The following is a 19,544-nucleotide window of genomic DNA, read 5'->3' on the forward strand; positions in this document are numbered from 1 at the left end:
AATTATCCCAGGTACGCCAGCCACCCACCCTTCTCCGAGATGTCCTCCGCCTCCTCGGTCGCCGCCGGTTCGCAGAGGAAACCGGACACGCGCGAGCCGTCGGCCAGCTCCACCTTGCCGATCGCCAGCGGTGCCGGGATCCGCGAGACGAACTCGCCGAACCCCTTCACCGGCAGGTCCCACACCTCCGCCGCGATCGCGACGCCGCCGGACGCGACGCGCACCAGCCCGGGCTTGGGCGGCAGCGTGTCCAGCGCGAACAGCCGGTACGACGCCGAAGTCGACACCTCGGAAACGAACCGCCCGCCGCGGGACGTCAGCTCGTGGTTCAGCGGCTGTCCGCGCAGGTGCGCGCCGACCACCGCGATCGGCACCCGCTCGCCGCGCAGCCCGGCGAGCGCGGCCAGCTTCAGGTCGTCGTGCGGGGCGCCGGCCAGCATCACGCCGAACGGGCGCCCGGCCACCGTGCCCGCCGGGACCGCCAGCGCCGAGAGCCCGAACAGGTTGGTGGAGTTGGTGAACCGGCCCAGCCGCGCGTTGACCGCGACCGGATCGGCGGCCACCGCAGCGATCGTGGGGTGCTCGGTCGTCGTCGGTGTCAGGATCGCGTCGACGCCGGCCAGCACGGCCAGGGCTTCGGTGCGCAGCCCGGCGAGCGTCCGCTGGTCGGCGAACAACCGGTGCGCCGGGATGTCGCGGGCGCCGGTGATGATGCCGTGCACCACCGGGTCGACGGCGTCCGGGTGCGCCTCCAGGAACTCGCCGACGGCGGTGTACCGCTCGGCGACGAACGCGCCGCCGTACAACAGGTTCGCCGCTTCCAGGAAAGCCGATATGTCCACAGTGGTCACTTCGGCGCCCGCCGCGGCGTACTCCGCGACGGTGGCTTCGAACGCCTCCGCCCAGCCCGCTTCCAGCGGTCCCAGCCGGTCCGGGATGCCCAGCCGGAACCGTCCCGTGTGGACCTGCGCGGGTTCGGCCAGGCAGGTCAGGGCGAACGCCGCCTCCTCGACCGTCCGTGCGAACAGCGACACGCAGTCGATGCTCGCGCAGGCGGGCACGATGCCCTCGGTCGGCAGCAGCCCGGGCGTCGGCTTGAGCCCGACGATCCCGTTGAACGCCGCCGGCACCCGCCCCGACCCCGCGGTGTCGGTACCGAGCGCCAGATCCACGATCCCGAGCGCGACGGCCACGGCCGAGCCGGAACTCGACCCGCCCGAGACGTACGCCGGGTCGACGGCGTTGCGCACCGCGCCGTACGGGCTGCGCGTCCCGACCAGACCGGTCGCGAACTGGTCGAGGTTGGTCGTGCCGAGCACCAGCGCCCCGGCGGCCCGCAGCCGCGCGACGATCGGGGCGTCGGCCGCCGGCCGGTACGCGTAGGCCGGGCAGCCCGCGGTCGTCGGCAGCCCCGCGACGTCGATGTTGCCCTTGACCGCGACGAGCTTGCCGTACAGCGGCAGCCCGCGTTCCTCCAGCGCGGCGGCCTCGGCCAGCACCTCGGCTTCCGGCCGCAGGTCGATCCAGATCTCCGGCCGGTCGACCTGCTCGATGCGCCGGTACGCCGCGCGAACTCGTTCCACGAGACTCATCCCAGCACCACCAGCGGCGTACCGGGGGCGACCTGGTCACCGGGGGACACGAGCACTTCGACCACCTCACCGCCGGCCGGCGCGGGAATCCGCGCCTCCGTCTTCATCGCTTCCAGCGTCACCAGCGACTGCGCGTCCTCGACGCGCTCGCCCGCCGCGACGTCGACGCGCCACACCGTCGCCGCGAACGGCGCCTCGACGACGTGCCCGCCCGGCGGTGCCTCGACGCGCTTCGGCGGCAGCGTCACCGGTTCCGGCTTCGGGTCGAACTCGCCCGCCGCGGCCCACGCCCGCCGTTCCGCCTCGAACGCCGCCGCCTGCGTCGCCCGGAACCCGGCGATGCCGTCCGCGTTGTCGGCCAGGAACTCCTGGTACTCGGCCAGCTTGAAGGTGCCGTCGGTGGTGTCGAGCTCCAGCTGCCCGGACGAGCTCTGCGCCCGCAGCTCCAGGAGCTCGTCCGCGGACACGGGGTACCAGGAGATGCGGTCGAAGAATCGCAGGTTCCACGGCTGCTCGCCGCCGTGCCAGCTGTTCCAGACCTGCACGGTCCGGCCGACGAACTGGTAGCCGCCCGGCCCTTCCATGCCGTAGATACACAGGTAGGCGCCGCCGATGCCGACGGAGTTCTCCGCGGTCCACGTCCGCGCCGGGTTGTACTTCGTCGTCACCAGCCGGTGGCGCGGGTCCAGCGGAGTCGCGACCGGCGCGCCCAGGTAGACGTCGCCGAGGCCGAGCACCAGGTACTCCGCGTCGAAGACCGTCCGGTAGACCTCGTCCACATCGGACAGTCCGTTCACCCGCCGGATGAACTCGATGTTCCACGGGCACCAGGGCGCGTCGTCGCGCACGCCGGTCATGTACCGCTCGATCGCCTCGCGCGTCGCCGGGTCGTCCCACGACAGCGGCAGGCGGACGCGGCGGCTCGGCACCTCCAGCTCGGCGGTCGGCGGCAGGTCCCGCTCCAGCTCCCGCACCAGCCCGAGCGCCTTTTCGACCGGCAGGGCGTCCGGATCGACGTGCACCTGCAGCGACCGGATGCCCGGCGTCAGGTCGACGATCCCGGGCACGCCCTCGGCGGCGAGCCGTTCCCCGAGCGCGTGCACCCGCATCCGCAGCGCCAGGTCGAGTGTCATCTCGCCGTACTCGACGAGCAGGTTGTCGTCCCCGCTGCGCCGGTAGGTGACCGACGGCTCGTCGTCCGAAGAGGACAGTCGCCCGAGGACCCCGCCGTCCTGGCGGGCCTGCCGGGTCGGCGTCACCGCGGTGGCCGGCTGCTGCCGCAGCACCGCCGCGTGGTCGGCGTCGATCGGCACGAACCGCACGGTGTCGCCCGGGCGCAGCTGCCCGAGCTTCCAGCGCTCGCCGGTGGCGACCGTCGCCGGGCAGACGAAGCCGCCCAGGCTTGGCCCGTCCGGGCCGAGCAGGATCGGCAGGTCGCCGGTGTAGTCGACGGCGCCGATCGCGTACGGCGTGTCATGGATGTTCGACGGGTGCAGGCCTGCTTCGCCACCGTCGGCGCGCGCCCACTCGGGCCGCGGCCCGACGAGCCGGACGCCGGTGCGGGCGGAATTGAAGTGCACCTGCCACTCCGTGGCGTAGAACGCGTCGACGTCGCCGGGGGTGAAGAACTCCGGCGCCGCGTGCGGTCCTTCGAGCGCCCCGATCGTCCAGTGCGCGGCGAACTCCGGGCGGTCGGCGACCGGGCCCACGACGGGGTCCGCGGGAGCCGGGCCGCACTGCAGGACGTCGCCCGCGGCCAGGGCACGACCACCGTGCCCGCCGAACCGGCCCAGGGTGAACGTCGCCGCGCTGCCGAGGAACGCCGGGACGTCGACGCCGCCGCGGACGAGCACGTAGCTGCGCAGCCCGGCGGTGCACGCCCGGACGTCGAGCGTGGCCCCGGCGGGCACCTCGACCGGTGTCCACAAGGGAACTTCGCTCCCGTCGACCAGGGCGGTGGTGGGTGCGCCGGTGACGCACACCTCGGTGGGGTGGGAGAACCGCAGGGTCACGCCGTCCACAGTGCACTCCAGGCCGGGCGCGCCTTCCGGGTTGCCGAGCGCGAGGTTGCCCAGCCGGAGCGAACGGTCGTCCATCGGCCCGCTCGGCGGGACCCCGACGTGCCAGAAGCCGGTGCGGCCCGGCCAGTCCTGCACGGTCGTCATCGTCCCGCCGCGCACGACGTCGATGCGGGGTTCGCCGTCCTCGATGCCGTCCAAGGTGGACGTGTCGTGGGCGGCCGCGCCGAACGCCGCGTCGGCGGCCGCCGCCCGCAGCTGCCCGAGGTTGGTGCGCACGCCGTCGACCCGGGTCACGGCGAGCGCTTCCCGCAGGTGCGCGAGTGCGTCGTCGCGGTCGGCGCCGGTGCAGATCACCTTGGCCAGCAACGGGTCGTAGTGGGTGGTGACGGTCGTGCCCGGTTCGACCCAGGTGTCGACGCGGACGTCTTCGGGCAGCGTGACCCGCGTGACGAGCCCCGCGCTCGGCCGGTGCCCGGCGCTCGGGTCTTCGGCGTACACCCGCGCTTCGACGGCGTGCCCGCGCGCGATCGGCACCGCGCGGAACATCGCGCGGTCGCCTTGGGCGAGCCGCAGCATCCAGGCGACCAGGTCGACGCCGTAGACCGCCTCGGTGACCGGGTGCTCGACCTGCAGGCGCGTGTTGACCTCGAGGAAGGCTGCCTCTTCGCGCTCGGGGTCGTAGACGTACTCGACCGTGCCCGCCGAGCGGTACCGCACCGACGAGCACAGCGCGACGGCCGAGTCGACGAGCTGCTTCCGGACGGCGGCCGGCAGGTCCGGCGCCGGGCACTCCTCGACGACCTTCTGGTTGCGCCGCTGCAGGGAGCAGTCGCGGGTGCCCAGCGCCAGGACTTCGCCGAAGCCGTCGCCGAAGACCTGGACCTCGACGTGCCGGGCGCGGCGCACCAGCCGTTCCAGGAACACGCCGGAGTTCGCGAAGCTCTTGGCCGCGATGCTCCGCACGGAGTCCCATGCCTCCCGCAGCTCCCCGGGCGTGGCGCACGCGCGCATCCCGATCCCACCGCCGCCCCCGGTCGCCTTGAGCATCACCGGGTAACCGATGTCCGCGGCGCGGGCCGCGGCTTCGTCCACATCGGACAGCAGACCGGTGCCGGCGAGCAGCGGGACGCCCGCGGCGATCGCCGCCTCCCGGGCGGTGTGCTTGCTGCCGAACACCTCCAGGTGCCCGGGCGACGGCCCGGCGAACGCGAGCCCGGCGTCCTCGCAGGCCCGCGCGAACGCGGCGTCCTCGGACAGGAACCCGTAGCCGGGGTGGACGGCGTCGCAGCTGGTTTCGAGCGCGGCCTCGACGATCGCGCCGGCCCGCAGGTAGCTTTCCGCCGCGGGCGCCGGCCCGAGCCGCACCGCCCGGTCGGCGAGCCGCACGTGCGGGGCGAGGCGGTCGGCGTCGGAGTACACCGCGACGGTCTCGAGGCCGAGCTCCCGGGCGGTGCGCAGGATCCGGACCGCGATCTCGCCGCGGTTGGCGACGAGCAGCCTCACTCGCCGCCTCCGGGGGACGTCACGACCAGGCGCACCGGCGTCGGGTCGAACCCGTTGCAGGGGTTGTTGATCTGCGGGCAGTTCGACACGAGCACGAGGACGTCGGTCTCCGCGCGCAGCCGGACTTCGAGGCCGGGCGCGGAGATCCCGTCGACGATGCCGAGGGTGCCGTCCTCTTCGACCGGCACGTTCATGTACCAGTTGACGTTGCTGACCAGGTCACGCTTGCCCAGCCCCCACTTCGCGCCCTCGCTGAGGAAGTTCTCGACGCAGGCGTGCTGGAAACGGGTGTGCTGGCCGTAGCGGAGGCTGTTGGACTCCTTGCTGCACGCGCCGCCGAGCGTGTCGTGCCGACCGCAGGTGTCGGCGACGACGGTCAGCAGCGGGGCGCTCTCCTGGGTGCGCAGGACGCTGCCGGTGGTCAGGAAGATGTTGCGCTGGGCCGCGATCGTCGCTGCTGCACTGTAGCGTTGGGCCGTGTCGTTCGCGTCGTAGCAGAGGAAGTCGACGGCCTGGTTGCCGCCGAGGTCGATGATCGCCAGCTCCTGCCCGCGCCGGAGCACCGTCGAGAACGGGGCGCGCGCGGCGACGTCGAACGTCAGCGTCAGCTGGGACTGGTACGCCGTGCTCATGCGATCCCCCGGGCGGTCAGGTAGTCGGCGGTGTTCTCGAAGGCCCGCCGCGTCTCCGGCGAGTGCGTCCACTCCGGACTGTCCGGAGTGGACGGCCGGTCGCGCCAGGCGAGCACTTCGAGGTTCGTCACGGTGTAGTCCGGCCGCGGGTCGACCGGGTGCGCCACGTTCGCGATGAGCATGACCGACGGGATTTCGATCCGCAGCTCGACGGATTTCCCCGCGCCCGCGGACCCGGTGAAGTCCAGGTCGCCTTCCGGCCGGACGCACACCCCCTGGAAGAACGACAGGCTCGGCGGCAGGTCCCGCGGCCCGAGGCCGTTCTTGGCCGCGGCCAAGGTGAACAGCGGCAGCCCGGCGGGGGAGGGGCCCTGCGGGGCGCCGTCGCCGTAGCGCTCGGTGTTGCCATCCACAGTGGACGTTCCGCACAGTGCGTCGTGCCGCTCGCTGGAGTCCGCGACGATCGTCGCGAGCACCCGGCCCTGGTCCGACAGCAGTGCGACCTTCGGGCCGAGGTAGGCGTTCCACTGCACCTTCACCGTGTCCGCGACGTTCAGCCGCTCCCACGGCGCGTCGGCGTTGAACAACAGCAGGTGCGCGCACGCGTCGCCGTCGACGTCGGTCAGCCGCAGCCGGGTGCCCCGCGCCAGCACCTTGTGCGTGTACCCGCCACCGGCCACCGTTTCGGCCCAGGTCAGCGCCTCGGGCGCGACCTCGGGGGGCGGTGCCGGCCACGTGCTCGCCGGGATCGACGGCATCGTTTCGACCACGGTGCCGGCCTGGGCGCGGGCGTGGTCGCGGGCGCCGTAGGGGGTGGCGGTGGTGCTCATGGACGTCCTCTCTCAGAGCGCGGGTTCGAGGGCGGGGGCGGGACGCAGCCGCAGCCAGCAGAGCCGGCCGATCACCAGTGCGCCGCCGACGAACTCTATCGGGAACAAGAGCATCCAGGGGGCGCCCGAACCGGTCACGTCGTAGATCTCCGGGCGCGGCCAGGCGATGTTCACGATCATGGCGATGCCGTAGAGAACGGCCGCTCCGTTCACCGGGACGCCCCAGCGGCCGAGGGAGAACAGCCCGGGCTCGGCGGGGAAGCGCCCGCGCAGCCGCTTCACCAGCAGGGGCCCGGTGACCAGCAGGTACGCCAGGTAGACGACCACCACCGACGTCCCGGTGATCGTGCTGAACAGCGTCGGGTTGCCGAGGTTGAGCAGCAGCAACCCGATCGCGAGCGCGCCGGACACGAGGGCCGGCGCGACCGGCGTCCCCGTGCGCGAACTCACCGACGAAAGTCGGGCGGAGGCGGGGAGCGCGCCGTCGCGGGCCATCGCGTAGATCAGCCGGACGGTGCCCGTTTGGATGGTCAGGGTGCAGACGACGACGGCGATCGCGACGTCGGCGAGGAAGATCCGGCCGAGGGTGTCGCCGAAGACGGCGGTGATCACGTACGGCAGGCCGTGGCCGGCGAGCTGCCCGTCGGTGAGGCTCGGCGCGGCCATCAGCGCGGTGAGCACCACGGCCAGCCCGCCGATCCCGGACACGAGCACCGCTCGCAGCACCGCGCGCGGAGCGGCCCTTCGCGCGTTCTTCGTCTCTTCGGCGACCGACGCGGCGGTGTCGAAGCCGTAGAGGACGTACGCCGCCATGAGCGCCGAAGCGAGCACTCCGCCTGTTCCGGCGCTCGTGCCGGGAGCGTCGTGCAGCACGACCTGCGGCCCGCGGACCGCGAACAGGGCCAGGCCGGTGATGAGGACGACGACGCCGAGCAGCTCGGCCGCGACCCCGACGTCGTTGATCCGCGCGATCAGCCGCACGCCGCCGGCGTTGACCGCGGTGGTGAAGAGGAGCAGGAGCGTGCCGAGCAGGACGGCGTTGGCCGCGCCCGACGGCGACGTCACCGCGGGGTCGCCGCCGACGAGCTGGAAGCCGTCCCACACCGACGGGAGCACGATCTGCAGCGCGATCGCCGCGGCCGCGAGCGCGACGACGCAGCCGAGCAGCATCATCCAGCCGGCGAGCCAGCCGAGGAAGCCGCGGGCGAGCTGTTTCGCCCACTGGTACACGGATCCGGCGAGCGGGTAGCGCGCGGCGAGCTCGGCGAAGGTCAGCGCCACGAGGACCTGGCCGGCGAGCACCACCGGCCACGTCCAGAAGAAGAGCGGACCGCCGAAGGTGTAGCCGAAGCCGAAGAGCTGGAAGACGGTCGTGAGGATCGAGACGAACGAAAAGCCGGCGGCGAAGGCGGAAAACCCGCCCAATGACCGGCGAAGCTCTTGACGGTAACCGAAGGCGGCGAGTTCGTCGGCCATGCACGCTCCTGACTTGGTTTCGATCGCATGACAGAAATTAGGGGCCACGCAAGCGTTTTCCGATCTCCGGTGCGTTAGGAGCTTGTTAACGACCGCCTCGACCGCGCGTCAACGCCGACATGTGGGTGTAACCACGCCTCGGTGCGGGTGTCCGGGCGGCGAACCTGGCAAGATCACCGCCGTGGTCAAAGGGGTGGGGGTCGGCAGGCCCCGGGCGAGCGGCGCGGCGGCGAACCGGCCGGACGCGCGTCAAGCCGTGCTCGACGCGGCGGGGGAGCTGTTCACCGGAGCCGGCTACGCGGCGACGACGACGCGGGCGATCGCCGAACGCGCGGGCCTGCGCCAGGCGTCGCTCTACTACCACTTCCCGGCCAAGGAAGACATCCTCGCGGCGCTGCTGGCCGAGACGGTCCGGCCGTCGCTCGACGTGGCGGCCCGGCTGGTCGCGGGCTCGGCCCCGGCGGCGGTCCGGCTGTGGGCCCTGGCGTACGCGGACATCGGCCTGCTCGGCGGCGCTCACCACAACCTGGGCGCGCTGTACCTGCTGCCGGAGGTCGCTTCACCGAACCTGGCCCGCTTCCGAGCGGAGCGCGCGGACCTGAAGGCGGCGTACGGGCAGCTGGTGGCGGCGTGCGGCGTCGCGCCTTCGGCCGTGCCGATCCGGACCGACCTGGTGTTCGGGTTGGTGGAGAGCATCGCGGTGATCCGCAGGGACGACCCGGAGCTGGACGTCGAGGCCCACGTCCGCGAAGGCGCGGACGGCGTGGTCCGGCTGGTGGGGCTGCCGGAGCCGACGGAGGAGCTGCGCACCGAGGCCCACACGCTGCTGGCGACCCTCACCGGCTAGCGACGCTGGTCTGCCGCAGCGGGTCGTGAGTGAGAAACAGTGTTCTAGCCCGGTTTCTCACTCACGACGGGTCAGGAAGCCGTCGTCTGCAGGGCCTTGCTCAACGCCGTCGCCGTCAACTCGATCTGCCACGGCCGCGCTCCGCCCGCTCGCAGCACCTCCGCCACCGTGTCCTCGTCCGTCGAGGCCGGGGGACGCCAGCACGTGCGGCGCACCAGGTCCGGCAGCAGCAGGTTCTCCACCGGCAGCCGCCGGTCCTCCGCGATCGCCGTCAGTGCCGCTCGCACCGCCGACAGCCGGGCCGCCGCGTCCGGGTCCTTGTCCGCCCAGCGGTTCACCGGGGGCGGGCCGTCCGTCGGCTGGGACGGTGACGGCAGCTCGGAAGCCGGGAGCGCGCGCGCCGCCTGGAGGTGGCGGAGCCAGTTCGCCGTGTACTTGCGCTGGACGCGGCCGCTGAACACCGGCAGCGCCTGGAGGTCCTCGACCGTCTTCGGGTCGGCCGTCACCGCGTTGATGATCGCGCTGTCCGGCAGGATCCGGCTCGGCGCGCGGTCGCGTTTGCGGGCCAGCTCGTCGCGGGCCTGCCACAGCTCGCGGACCGCCGCCAAGCCGCGCGGGTTGCGGATCTTGTGGACGCCGGACGTCCGGCGCCACGGCTCGGCCCGCGGTGCGGGCGGCGGGGCGGTGCGGACGTTCTCGAACTCCTGCCGCGCCCACTCCAGCTTGCCCTGGGCGCCCAGCTCCGCCTCCAGCTTTTCGCGCAGCTGGATGAGCAGCTCGACGTCGAGGGCCGCGTAGTTGAGCCAGTCGACCGGCAGCGGCCGCTTGGACCAGTCGGCCGCGCTGTGCCCCTTCTCGAGGGTGTAGCCCAGCAGCAGCTCGACCAGCGTCCCCAGCGCGACGCGCTCGTAGCCCGCCAGCCGGCCGGCCAGCTCGGTGTCGAACAGCGCCGCCGGGTGCAGGTCCAGCTCGGCGAGACAGGGGAGGTCCTGGGAGGCGGCGTGCAGCACCCACTCCAGGGAATTCAAGACGTTCTTCAGCGGGGTGAGGTCGTCCAGCTCGGTCGGGTCGATCAGGACCGTGCCGGAACCCTCGCGCCGCAGCTGGACGAGGTAGGCCTTGGGCCAGTACCGGTAGCCGGACGCGCGTTCGGTGTCGACGGCGACGGCGCCCGTACCCGCGGCCAGCCGCGCGCAGGCCTCAGCCAGCGCGGACTGGTCCGTGACCACCGGGGGCGTGCCCTCGGTGGGTTCGCGTAGCAGCACAGGGCCGCCCGTGGACTCGATTTCCATCCCGGAGGCCTCTGCACTTCCCATAACCGACGACCCTACGGGACGGGCGTACCGCGCCTGGTCCGCCCGCCCCGCAGGGAGGTTCGTCTGCGTCAGCGGATGACGCCGGCTCGCATGGCCAGCGCAACCATCTGAGCCCGGTCGCCCGTGCCGAGCTTGCGCCCGATCCGGGACAGGTGGGACTTGACGGTGAGAGCGGAGAGCGAAAGCTCCTCGCCGATCTCCTTGTTGGACTGTCCGTCGGCGACCAGCTGGAGCACCTCCACCTCACGAGCGGACAGCTCGCGCGGGGTGTTGTCGGTGCCCGCGACGCGGGTCCCGGTGGCCAGCACCGGAGCCACGCTCGGGTCGGCGTAGACGCCGCCCTCGAGCACACGCCGCACGCCATCGGTCACGACGACCGGTGACGCGGACTTCAGCAGGTACGCCTGGGCCCCGGCCTGGAAGGCCGAGCGGACCGCGTACGGGTCGTCCGAGGATGCGAGTACGACCACGCGCGGCCAGCCGTGGCTACGGAGTTCCGTAACCAGCTCGATGCCGCTGCCGTCCGGCAGTCCGAGATCGAGGATCGCCAGGTCACAAGGCCCAGTGGCCTGTGCTCGCGCCCTCGCTTCGGCCACCGTGGCGGCTTCGTGAACGGTACCCGCACCCATCTGTGCGAGTCTTGCTGCGATTGCCTCCCTCAACAGCGGGTGGTCATCGACCACCAACACGGAAAAAAGCTCTTCCCGCGGGTGCGGAACCATGCTCGCCGGCAATGCACCGGCTGGCGTGGATCGGACGGCCTGAGAAATGCCGACGGTAGCCACGTCACTACCTCCCTGGAGTCGGTCGTGCCCCCCGACCGGCACCGGGACCTTCGGCCGTTCAGCCGCGCCAGCTTTAGACCGAAAGTGGTGTCGTCGAAGGCACTGTAGCCGCCCTGGGCCCTTCGCGGGGGGATCGAATGGGTATCTATCTCAAACGAACAGTCACTCAGTGGGTTCGGAGTAACACGATCGGGCTAGTACACGGCCGGTTGCTAACGGATAGCCCAGCGAACACGATGCAAAGAAGTTACCGGCGCCCAAATGGCCGTGCAGATGAGGTGTGCAGCTGCCGGTGCGCGTAGTGACGAGGGGCCGGATGGGGTCCCGGAGGGCCGGAATGTGCCTCCGGCCGGGGCATGATCAACTTCGCGGATCGGCTTCCGAGAGGCGCCTGGAAGCCGGGAACGGTGACTGTCCGTGGCTCTCGCCGACTGTCTCCGGGTCGTCGGGCCCAAGTTGATCTTGTTGCGGTGAGTGACCACGCCGCGTCACGAACGGGGGCACCGGCGAAGACGTGAAACGGCCTCAGGAACGTCGGGGCGGTCCGCCGGGTGGGCAGCCGCCGTCCGGCCGCTCCGCCTGCCGGTGGTGCGCCGAGGGGGCCGATCGGGGGTTCCCGTTGGTTTGGACTGCGTTCAGCGGACGTGAAATTTGCTCACATCCATACAAGGGTTGGGGCGCGGACGGCCGGGGGAGCGCGGCCGTTGCCGATCCGTTGCCGATGATCGCCCGGACGGCCGCGCGGCGGCGCCCCTCCCCGACGGGAGGCAGTGGCCTCCGGTCAGGAGCTCTGGCGCTGCCCGAAGAGCGTCACGCCGACCGGCGGCAGGCCCACGACACTGGCCATGACCTGGCAGAACGCCTGCCCGTGCGGCAACAGCCCGGCGTCCGTCGGCGTCCACGACGCCCGCAGCTCCAGGTCGTCTGTGCGCGCCGGCCCGGAGATGTCGCCGAAACGGGCCGACGACGTCTCCGTCACCGTGCCGCCCAGCGCCGTCCAGCTCGCGCCCGACACCTCGAGGGCGTCGGTCAGCCACGACCAGCCGACCGCCGGCAGGAACGGGTCGGTCGCCAGCTCGCGGTCCAGCTCCGCACGCACGTACATGACCAGGCGGAGGACGCCGTCCCAGCCCTCTTGGCCCTCGGGGTCGTGCAGCAGGACCAACCGGCCCGAGGCCAGCACGTCCGCCGGCCCGGCAACTTCGCAGCTGACCGCGTACGACCACGGCGCGAGCCGCTGCGGGGCCCGCATCGGCTCCAGCAGCACCTCCCGGCGGGGCCGGACGGACTGCAGCGCCACAACTGCTTCACGGAAGAGTTCGGGCACTGGCGTCATCGCGGTCACGCTTCGACTTTAGGGCGGGCACGCCCCGTTGCGGGCGCAGGCGCGCCGATGGAAGCACCGTCCCCAGCTCGTGGCACGATTGACGGCGATGTCTCCGACCACGCCCCTGCCGCAGCGAGCCGCCCCGTCCGGCCGCCGCGAGCTGCCCGAAGCCCCGTTCCTGGCCGCCGCGCGCGGCGAACGCCCGGCGCGCACGCCCGTCTGGTTCATGCGCCAGGCCGGCCGCTCGCTGCCCGAGTACCGCGCGCTGCGCGAGGGCGTGCCGATGCTCGACGCCTGTTTCGACCCCGAGATGCTCGCCGAGATCACGCTGCAGCCGGTCCGCCGGCACGCGGTCGACGCGGCCATCCTCTTCAGCGACATCGTCGTGCCGCTGAAGGCCGCCGGGGTCGACATCGACATCGTCCCCGGCACCGGCCCGGTGGTCGCGGCGCCGGTGCGCGACCTCGCCGCCGTGAAGGCGCTGCCGGAGCTGGCGCCGGACCAGGTCGCGAAGGTCGCCGACGGCGTCCGGCTGCTGGTCGAGCGGCTCGGCGGGACGCCGCTGATCGGCTTCGCCGGTGCGCCGTTCACACTGGCCAGCTACCTCATCGAGGGCGGCCCGAGCCGCAACCACGAGCACACCAAGGCCCTGATGCACTCGTCGCCGGAGGTCTGGCACGAGCTGGCCGGCCGCCTGGCCGACATCGCGCTGACGTTCCTGCGCGCGCAGCTCGACGCCGGCGTCGACGCGATCCAGCTGTTCGACTCCTGGGCAGGCGCGCTGTCGGAGCGGGACTATCGCGAGTTCGTGCTGCCCCACTCGGCGAAGGTCCTCGACGGCGTCGCCGCGTACGGCGTGCCGCGGATCCACTTCGGCGTCGGTACCGGCGAGCTCCTCGTCGCCATGCGCGAAGCGGGCGCGGACGTCGTCGGCGTCGACTGGCGGATCCCGCTCGACGAAGCGGTCCGGCGCCTCGGCGGCAGCGCCGTCGTGCAGGGCAACCTCGACCCGGCGCTGCTGCACGCGTCCTGGCCGGTCCTCGAAGCCGAGGTCCGCCGGATCGTCGAAGAGGGACGGGCGGCCGACGGCCACATCTTCAACCTCGGCCACGGCGTGCTGCCGGGCGTCGACCCCGACGTGCTGACCCGCGTGGTCGGGCTGGTGCACGAGCTGTGAAGCGCGTCGCCGTCGTCGGCGGGGGCGTTTCGGGGCTGACCGCGGCGTACCGGCTGCGGCGGCTGCTCGGCGACAGCGCCGAGATCGTCGTGTTCGAGAAGACGAAGACGCCGGGCGGGAAGCTGCGCACGGCCGAACTGGCCGGCGTCCCGTACGACGTCGGCGCGGAGGCCTTCCTCGTCCGCCGTCCCGAGATGCTCGAGCTGGCCCGCGAGGTCGGCCTCGACGTCGTCCACCCGACAAAGGCACGCGCGAAGATCCACGCGGGCGGCACCGTCACCGGCCTGCCGCCGGGCACCGTCATGGGCGTCCCGGCGTCGGCGGAGTCGGTGGCCGGAGTGCTGTCCGAGGCCGGGCGGCGGGCCGTCGAGGCCGAGCCGTCGCTGCCCGAGCTGCGGCTGCCGAGCGGTGACCTGCCGCTCGGGCCGCTGCTGCGCGAGCGGTTCGGCGACGAGCTGGTCGACCGGCTCGTCGACCCGTTGCTCGGCGGCGTCTACGCGGGCGGCGCGGACGGTCTGGGCCTGCGCGCGACCATGCCCGGCCTGGCCGCGGCGGTGGCCGCGGGAGCCGGTTCGCTGACCGCGGCGGCGAAGGCGCAGCTGCCCGCTTCGCCGAGTACGGCGCCGGTGTTCGGGACGGTCCCCGGTGGCCTGGGCACGCTGGTCGACCGGCTCACCGAGCTGTCCGGCGCCGAGCTGCGGACCGGGCTGCCGGTCTGCGACATCGAGCGGCACGGCACCGGCTGGCGGCTGCGGATCGGCGCGAACCCCACGGCGCACGCGCCGGCGGACAACACGGTCGAGGCCGACGCGGTCGTGCTCGCGGTGCCCGCGCCCTCGGCCCGGCGGCTGCTGGCCGAGCTGGTGCCCGCGGCTTCGGCGGCGTTCGGCGAGGTCGAGCTGGCCTCGATGGCCGTGGTGGCGCTCGCGCTGCCGCCCGGCACGCGCCTGCCCGACGCGTCGGGGATCCTGATCGGCGCCGGCGAAAGCGACTCCTCGGGCAAGCCGTACGCGGCGAAGGCGTTCACGTTCTCTTCGCGCAAGTGGGCGCACTTCGGCACCGGCCCGGTGCTGGTCCGCGGCTCGGTCGGGCGGTTCGGCGACCTGGGCGCGTTGCAGGCCGACGACGTCGAGCTGGTCCGCGTGGTCCGCGACGACCTCGCGCGGCTGACGGGCGTGCGGGCGTCGCCGGTCGAGACGCTGGTGACGCGCTGGGGCGGCGGGCTGCCGCAGTACGGCACGGGCCACCTCGAGCGCGTGGAGCGGATCGAGAAGGCGATCGCGCAGGTGCCGGGGCTCGCGGTGGCGGGGGCGACCCTGCACGGCGTGGGGCTCCCGGCGTGCGTGGCGACGGCCGAGGCGGCGGCGCACCGGATCGCGGCCCACCTCGCTTCGTGAGTGCTCTCACCTGACCCGTGGCAGCGCCCGCGTCGTCGCGGTGACAGGATGGGAACCATGGCGCGGGTCAACTACAACGAGCTCAACGACACCATCCGCTACACCACCTGGTCGGTCTTCCGGATCGAGCCGGGCCGGCTGGGCGAGGACCGCGGGACGGCCGGTCGCGAGACGACCGAGTACCTCGACGGCCTGGAGGCGAAGGGTGTCGTCGTCCGCGGTGTCTACGACCTCTCCGGCCTGCGCGCCGACGCCGACTACATGATCTGGTGGCACGCCGAGGAGATCGAGCAGGTCCAGGCGGCCTACTCGGGCTTCCGCCGGACCCCGCTCGGCCGCGCGTCGACGCCGGTCTGGAGCCAGACCGCGCTGCACCGGCCCGCGGAGTTCAACAAGAGCCACATCCCGGCGTTCCTCGCCGGCGAAGAGGCCCGCAAGTTCATCTGCGTCTACCCGTTCGTCCGCTCCTACGAGTGGTACCTGCTGCCGGACGCCGACCGCCGCAAGATGCTCGCCGACCACGGCAAGGAAGCCCGCGACTACCCGGACGTGCGCGCCAACACCGTCGCGTCGTTCGCGCTGGGCGACTACGAGTGGATCCTGGCCTTCGAAGCCGACGAGCTGCACCGGATCGTCGACCTGATGCGCCACCTGCGCGGCACCGAGGCGCGGCTGCACGTGCGCGAGGAGATCCCGTTCTACACCGGCACGCGCGTGCCGCCCGCCGAGCTCGTCGCGGCCCTGCCCTAGTGCCCGACGACACTGTGGTGCCCGAAGACACTGTGCCCGAGGTCCTGGACGGCGTCTGGCGCACCCTCACCGGGGAAGCGCCGGGACCGGTCGAGCTGACCGGCGCCGAAGACGTGCTGCCCGGCCCGTACCGGGTGGCGGCCGCCGCTACCGCGTCCGTTGCCGCCGCGACACTGGCGGCCGGGGAAATGCTGAAGCTGCGCGAAATCGAGCCGGGTGTCGTCACGGCGGACACGCGCCACGCGGCGGCGGCGTTCGCGAGCGAAGGGCTTTCGCGCGTCGAGGGTGCGTCGCCGGAGCCGGTGTGGGCGCCGTTGTCGGGCAACTACCGCACGGCCGACGGCTGGGTCCGCCTGCACTGCAACTACCCGCGCCACGAAGCGGCGGTGTGCTGGGGCCTCGGCGTCCCGGGCAGCCGCGAGGCGGTGACGAAGGCCGTCGCCGGACGCGGCGCGCGCGAGGTCGAGCACGCCGTCGTGTCGGCCGGGGGAGCGGCGGCCCAGCTGCGCTCGCCCGAGGACTGGGCCGCGCACCCGCAGGGGTCGGCCGTGGCGTCGTTGCCGTTGGTGGACCTGGCGCCGATCGGCGAGGCGCCGAAGCGGACGTTGTTCTACTCGGACCGTCCACTGGGCGGCATCCGGATCCTGGAGCTGACGCACGTGCTCGCGGGCCCGGTGGCCGGCCGGGTGCTGGCGGCGCACGGCGCCGACGTCCTGCACATCGGCGCGGCGCACCTGCCCCGCGTCGAGACTTTGGTGCGGGATACGGGACAGGGCAAGCGATCGGCGTTCGTGGCCCTGGACACCGAGGGCGGCCGCGCCCGGCTGAAGAAGCTGATCAGCCGCGCGGACGTGCTGGTGCAGTCGTTCCGCCCGGGGGCGCTTTCCCGCATCGGTTTCGGACCCTCGGAGCTGGCGGAGCTGCGGCCGGGCTTGGTGATCGCGGACCTGAGCGCGTACGGCTGGGAAGGCCCGTGGGCGAGGCGTCGCGGGTTCGACAGCCTGGTCCAGATGTCGAACGGCATGGCTTTCGGTCCCGACCCTTCGCCGCTCCCGGTCCAGGCGCTGGACCACGGAACGGGCTGGCTCGCGGCGGCGGCGGTGATGACGGCGTTGCGCCGCCAGGTAACCGACGGCGGCACGTGGCGGGTCCGGCTGTCCCTGGCGGGAACGGGCCGATGGCTGGATTCGTTGGGGCGCAAGGAACCCGCGGCGGTTGCCGCGGACTTCACCGACCTGCTGGAGGAGACGGACAGCGGCTACGGCCGGCTGACGCGGGTCCGGATGGCCGGCGGATTGCCGGGAGCGGAGCCGCACTGGGACTTCGGGACGCGGCTGCCCGGAGTCGACAAACCGACTTGGACGCCCTGACTCTGCGGGTGCTGAGGCAGCCCGGCTTGTTGAGTCGGTTCGTTCGGACGCAGCCCGGCTTGTGCTGAGCAGGCTCGCTCGGACGCAGACTGGCTTGCGCTGGGCAGGCTCGCTCGAACGCGGTCCGCCCTGACTTTGCTTGCGCGGTCGCAGCCCGCCCCGACCCCGCCCGCCCGGACGCAGCCCGCCCATCCCGGGGGGTGCCCCCGCATCCAGTTTACCGGCGAGGTCCGACGAACAGCCCGGTCCGAGCTTGGTTGTCCACAAGTCGGCCGGCTTGTGGATGCGACGCGGCACGGGACTTCGCGACCTGGCTGCCGAGATTTGCCAACCGCAGTCACCGCCGTCGACCCCGCACCGCCGTCGAACCCGCGCCGTCACCTCCGCCGGAGGCGGGAAACCCACCCCCGCCGAGGCTTCGCCACGTGCCCACCCTCGATCAGCCACTCCACGAACGCGTCGGCATAAGCCCCCGACCGCTCGGCATCCCGCTTGGGTCGCCCCGCGGCGAACTCCGCGAACAGCGGGCCGAACCGCTCCCCGAGCTGCTCCGCCAGCTCGGGACGCTGATAAGCCAGCACCCGCCCGTGCTTGCGCCGCAGCACCTGGGCCTCCACCCGCAACCGCGCGGTGTCGAAACCCGGAGGCGCCGGCCCGTCGGCCAGCAACGCCCGGAGCAGCGCTGCCTGCTGGGCGGCCAGGTCCACCCGGCTCACCCCGTCACCGCCGCTCGTAGGGCGGCCAGGCACCCCGTCACCGCCGCCTGCTGGGCGGCCAGCTCCGCCCGGCTCACCCCGTCACCGCCGCTCGCAGGGCCGCCAGCTCCGCGGCCAGCTCGTCGTCGGTCGGGTAGTCGTCGTCGCGTTCCAGCAGCACCCCCGGGGGATCCGTCCGGCGGCGGAGCTCGGCGAGCAGCGACAGGACCTCCGGCAGCACCGGGTGGGCGTGGGTGTCGTGGTAGACGCCGTCGCGCTCGATGCCGCCCGCCATGTGCACGTACGCCAGCCGCTCCCACGGGATGCCGTCGAGGAACGCCACCGGGTCGGTGCCGATGTTGCGGGCGTTGGCGTACAGGTTCGCGACGTCGATGATCAGCAGGCAGTCCGTCCGCTCGGTCAGCTCGGTGAGGAACTGCTCCTCGGTCAGCTCCGCGGACGGCCAGTCCAGCACCGCGGCGATGTTCTCCAGCGCGAACGGGACGTCCACGATGGACTGGGCGAGCCGGACGTTGGCCACCAGCACGTCCAGCGCTTCGCGGGTGCGGGGGAGCGGCATCAGGTGACCCGAGTCGAGCCCGCCCGCGCGCACGAAGCACACGTGGTCGCTGACCAGCGGCGCGTCCACGGCCCGCGCGATCTCCGCGAGGTGCTGGACGCGCCCGGTGTCCAGGGGCTCGGCCCCGCCCAGGGACAGGGACACCGCGTGCGGAAGCACCGGCATTCCCCGCTTCCGCAGCGCTTTCAGGGTTTCCGGGAGGTGGTCGGCGTGCAGGTTCTCGGCGACCACCTCCACCCAGTCGACGCCGGGCAGGCGGGCGATGGACAGGTCCAGCTCGTGCCGCCAGCCGATCCCGATGCCGAGCTCACCCACCGCAGCCCCCTCCGCCGCACGAAGAGCCGCCGCCGCAGGACGAGCCGCTGCTGCACGAAGACCCGCTGCTGCACGACGAGCTCGAGCACGAGGACCCGCCCGACGAACCGCCGCCGCCGAAGGAGCCCGCGGGCGGCATCAGCGCCGCGCTCAGCTCCTCGTCCGGGTACATCGCCCAGCCGCCGAGCGCGACCGCGGCCACGGCGCCGCCGAGCAGCACGCCGCCCGCCAGCATCCCGGCCGGCACCGGGCCGCTCGCCGCGGCCCGCGCCTGCCCGAGCAGGCGGTGCCCCGCGGCCGACGGCTGCCGGGCCCCGGTCTTCGACCGCCGGACCGCGGCCACGATCGTCAGCACGGCCGCGACCAGCACCAGGAACACCAGGACCCCGACCGGCCGGCCGAGCGAGATGCCGTTGACCAGCCGCACCAGGCCGAGCACCAGCACGGCCAGCTGCAGGACGAGCCCGAACGTCCGGGCCTGCCGCTTCGCGGCCACCGACGCCAGGAGCCCCCGCTGCTCGAGGCCCTCTTCCAGGGTCCGCATCGCCGCCGACCGGCGGCCGTGGCCCCGCAGCGTCGCCGTGGTCTTCAGCTGCGCCGCGTCGAAGATCGCCTGCTCCAGCGGTTCGGACGGCCGCGTGCCGGCCTGGCTGATCTGCTTGTAGCTGTTGACGCGCAGCTGTCCGCGCTCCACCAGCGCCGCGATCGCCGCGTCGGAGGCCCGGTCGGGGCCGCCCGCGAGGAACGCGAGCTGGTAAACGGTCGGCGGCGGGCCGGGACGCTCGTTGTCCGCCCGCAGCGCGCGGCTCGAGACGACTCCGCTCACGATGACGCGGATCAGCAGCACCGCGCCGAGCAGTGCGATGTAGAGGACCACGAAATCCGGTCCAGAGATGCCCCACGGGTCGTCCATCGCCCGTCTCCCCTCACT

Annotated in this window: 16 protein-coding genes; 5 read left to right on the forward strand and 11 right to left on the reverse strand. The window is 73.1% G+C overall.

Annotated elements, in window-relative coordinates; genetic code table 11:
- Positions 1–2: 2 nt before the first annotated feature.
- Genes AA23TX_RS10180 through AA23TX_RS10200 form a run of 5 tightly spaced genes read right to left on the reverse strand, consistent with a single transcriptional unit; the run spans position 3 to position 8,054 of the window.
- Positions 3–1,592, reverse strand: a complete 1,590-nt coding sequence (locus AA23TX_RS10180) for an allophanate hydrolase (RefSeq protein WP_155542307.1) — start codon at positions 1,590–1,592, stop codon at positions 3–5.
- The gene (uca, locus tag AA23TX_RS10185) at positions 1,589–5,116 is read right to left on the reverse strand and encodes an urea carboxylase (RefSeq protein ID WP_155542308.1); all 3,528 of its coding nucleotides are present in this window, start codon (positions 5,114–5,116) and stop codon (positions 1,589–1,591) included. Before uca ends, AA23TX_RS10180 begins: the two co-directional genes overlap by 4 nt.
- Complete coding sequence (locus tag AA23TX_RS10190) at positions 5,113–5,748, reverse strand: urea amidolyase associated protein UAAP2 (protein ID WP_155542309.1); 636 nt, start codon at positions 5,746–5,748, stop codon at positions 5,113–5,115. The genes uca and AA23TX_RS10190 overlap by 4 nt, the downstream gene beginning before the upstream one ends.
- Positions 5,745–6,578 (reverse strand): urea amidolyase associated protein UAAP1, encoded by an 834-nt coding sequence (locus AA23TX_RS10195; RefSeq protein ID WP_155542310.1) that lies wholly within the window; start codon positions 6,576–6,578, stop codon positions 5,745–5,747. Before AA23TX_RS10195 ends, AA23TX_RS10190 begins: the two co-directional genes overlap by 4 nt.
- 12 nt (positions 6,579–6,590) lie before the next feature.
- Positions 6,591–8,054: an amino acid permease gene (locus tag AA23TX_RS10200; RefSeq protein WP_155542311.1), complete on the reverse strand. Its 1,464-nt coding sequence runs from the start codon at positions 8,052–8,054 to the stop codon at positions 6,591–6,593.
- Between the two features lie 181 nt (positions 8,055–8,235).
- On the opposite strand from AA23TX_RS10200, the gene AA23TX_RS10205 reads away from it, so the two are divergent.
- Positions 8,236–8,901, forward strand: coding sequence for a TetR/AcrR family transcriptional regulator (locus AA23TX_RS10205; protein WP_155542312.1), 666 nt, complete (start codon positions 8,236–8,238; stop codon positions 8,899–8,901).
- Between the two features lie 71 nt (positions 8,902–8,972).
- Here AA23TX_RS10205 and AA23TX_RS10210 read toward each other — a convergent pair whose 3' ends face one another.
- The 3 genes from AA23TX_RS10210 to AA23TX_RS10220 all read right to left on the reverse strand — a co-directional run bounded on the left by AA23TX_RS10210 (position 8,973) and on the right by AA23TX_RS10220 (position 12,347).
- Complete coding sequence (locus AA23TX_RS10210; protein ID WP_155544356.1) at positions 8,973–10,193, reverse strand: ribonuclease D; 1,221 nt, start codon at positions 10,191–10,193, stop codon at positions 8,973–8,975.
- Between the two features lie 92 nt (positions 10,194–10,285).
- Positions 10,286–11,002: a response regulator gene (locus AA23TX_RS10215; RefSeq protein WP_033261886.1), complete on the reverse strand. Its 717-nt coding sequence runs from the start codon at positions 11,000–11,002 to the stop codon at positions 10,286–10,288.
- Between the two features lie 781 nt (positions 11,003–11,783).
- On the reverse strand, positions 11,784–12,347 hold the full coding sequence (locus AA23TX_RS10220) for a DUF3000 domain-containing protein (RefSeq protein WP_196425265.1): 564 nt from the start codon (positions 12,345–12,347) through the stop codon (positions 11,784–11,786).
- A gap of 88 nt (positions 12,348–12,435) precedes the next feature.
- On the opposite strand from AA23TX_RS10220, the gene hemE reads away from it, so the two are divergent.
- The 4 genes from hemE to AA23TX_RS10240 are packed head-to-tail and all read left to right on the forward strand — an operon-like array spanning position 12,436 to position 17,023.
- Complete coding sequence (gene hemE / locus AA23TX_RS10225) at positions 12,436–13,506, forward strand: uroporphyrinogen decarboxylase (RefSeq protein ID WP_155542313.1); 1,071 nt, start codon at positions 12,436–12,438, stop codon at positions 13,504–13,506.
- Positions 13,503–14,903, forward strand: a complete 1,401-nt coding sequence (gene hemG / locus AA23TX_RS10230) for a protoporphyrinogen oxidase (RefSeq protein ID WP_155542314.1) — start codon at positions 13,503–13,505, stop codon at positions 14,901–14,903. The genes hemE and hemG overlap by 4 nt, the downstream gene beginning before the upstream one ends.
- Before the next feature lie 57 nt (positions 14,904–14,960).
- Positions 14,961–15,653, forward strand: coding sequence for a hydrogen peroxide-dependent heme synthase (hemQ, locus tag AA23TX_RS10235; protein WP_155544358.1), 693 nt, complete (start codon positions 14,961–14,963; stop codon positions 15,651–15,653).
- A 17-nt stretch (positions 15,654–15,670) separates the two neighbouring features.
- Positions 15,671–17,023: a CoA transferase gene (locus AA23TX_RS10240; RefSeq protein WP_439328754.1), complete on the forward strand. Its 1,353-nt coding sequence runs from the start codon at positions 15,671–15,673 to the stop codon at positions 17,021–17,023.
- A gap of 377 nt (positions 17,024–17,400) precedes the next feature.
- On the opposite strand, the gene AA23TX_RS10245 is transcribed toward AA23TX_RS10240, so the two are convergent.
- The 3 genes from AA23TX_RS10245 to AA23TX_RS10255 form a co-directional block, all read right to left on the reverse strand.
- The gene (locus AA23TX_RS10245; protein WP_155542315.1) at positions 17,401–17,739 is read right to left on the reverse strand and encodes an SCO6045 C-terminal-like domain-containing protein; all 339 of its coding nucleotides are present in this window, start codon (positions 17,737–17,739) and stop codon (positions 17,401–17,403) included.
- A gap of 73 nt (positions 17,740–17,812) precedes the next feature.
- Positions 17,813–18,613 carry an MbnB/TglH/ChrH family RiPP precursor modification enzyme gene (locus tag AA23TX_RS10250; protein ID WP_155542316.1) on the reverse strand — a complete coding sequence of 267 codons (801 nt, stop codon included), beginning with the start codon at positions 18,611–18,613 and terminating at the stop codon, positions 17,813–17,815.
- Positions 18,606–19,526 carry a TIGR04222 domain-containing membrane protein gene (locus tag AA23TX_RS10255; RefSeq protein ID WP_155542317.1) on the reverse strand — a complete coding sequence of 307 codons (921 nt, stop codon included), beginning with the start codon at positions 19,524–19,526 and terminating at the stop codon, positions 18,606–18,608. The genes AA23TX_RS10250 and AA23TX_RS10255 overlap by 8 nt, the downstream gene beginning before the upstream one ends.
- Positions 19,527–19,544: the final 18 nt, after the last annotated feature.

Origin of the sequence: Amycolatopsis camponoti (assembly GCF_902497555.1) — a bacterium.
GTDB classification, from domain to species: domain Bacteria; phylum Actinomycetota; class Actinomycetes; order Mycobacteriales; family Pseudonocardiaceae; genus Amycolatopsis; species Amycolatopsis camponoti.

Bases quoted from the DNA above. Each gene is read 5' to 3' on its own strand.
- hemQ (WP_155544358.1), top strand. From the start codon at position 14,961: ATGGCGCGGGTCAACTACAACGAGCTCAACGACACCATCCGCTACACC.
- AA23TX_RS10200 (WP_155542311.1), bottom strand. From the start codon at position 8,054: ATGGCCGACGAACTCGCCGCCTTCGGTTACCGTCAAGAGCTTCGCCGG.
- AA23TX_RS10210 (WP_155544356.1), bottom strand. From the start codon at position 10,193: ATGGAAATCGAGTCCACGGGCGGCCCTGTGCTGCTACGCGAACCCACC.
- AA23TX_RS10255 (WP_155542317.1), bottom strand. From the start codon at position 19,526: ATGGACGACCCGTGGGGCATCTCTGGACCGGATTTCGTGGTCCTCTAC.
- AA23TX_RS10180 (WP_155542307.1), bottom strand. From the start codon at position 1,592: ATGAGTCTCGTGGAACGAGTTCGCGCGGCGTACCGGCGCATCGAGCAG.
- AA23TX_RS10190 (WP_155542309.1), bottom strand. From the start codon at position 5,748: ATGAGCACGGCGTACCAGTCCCAGCTGACGCTGACGTTCGACGTCGCC.
- AA23TX_RS10195 (WP_155542310.1), bottom strand. From the start codon at position 6,578: ATGAGCACCACCGCCACCCCCTACGGCGCCCGCGACCACGCCCGCGCC.
- hemE (WP_155542313.1), top strand. From the start codon at position 12,436: ATGTCTCCGACCACGCCCCTGCCGCAGCGAGCCGCCCCGTCCGGCCGC.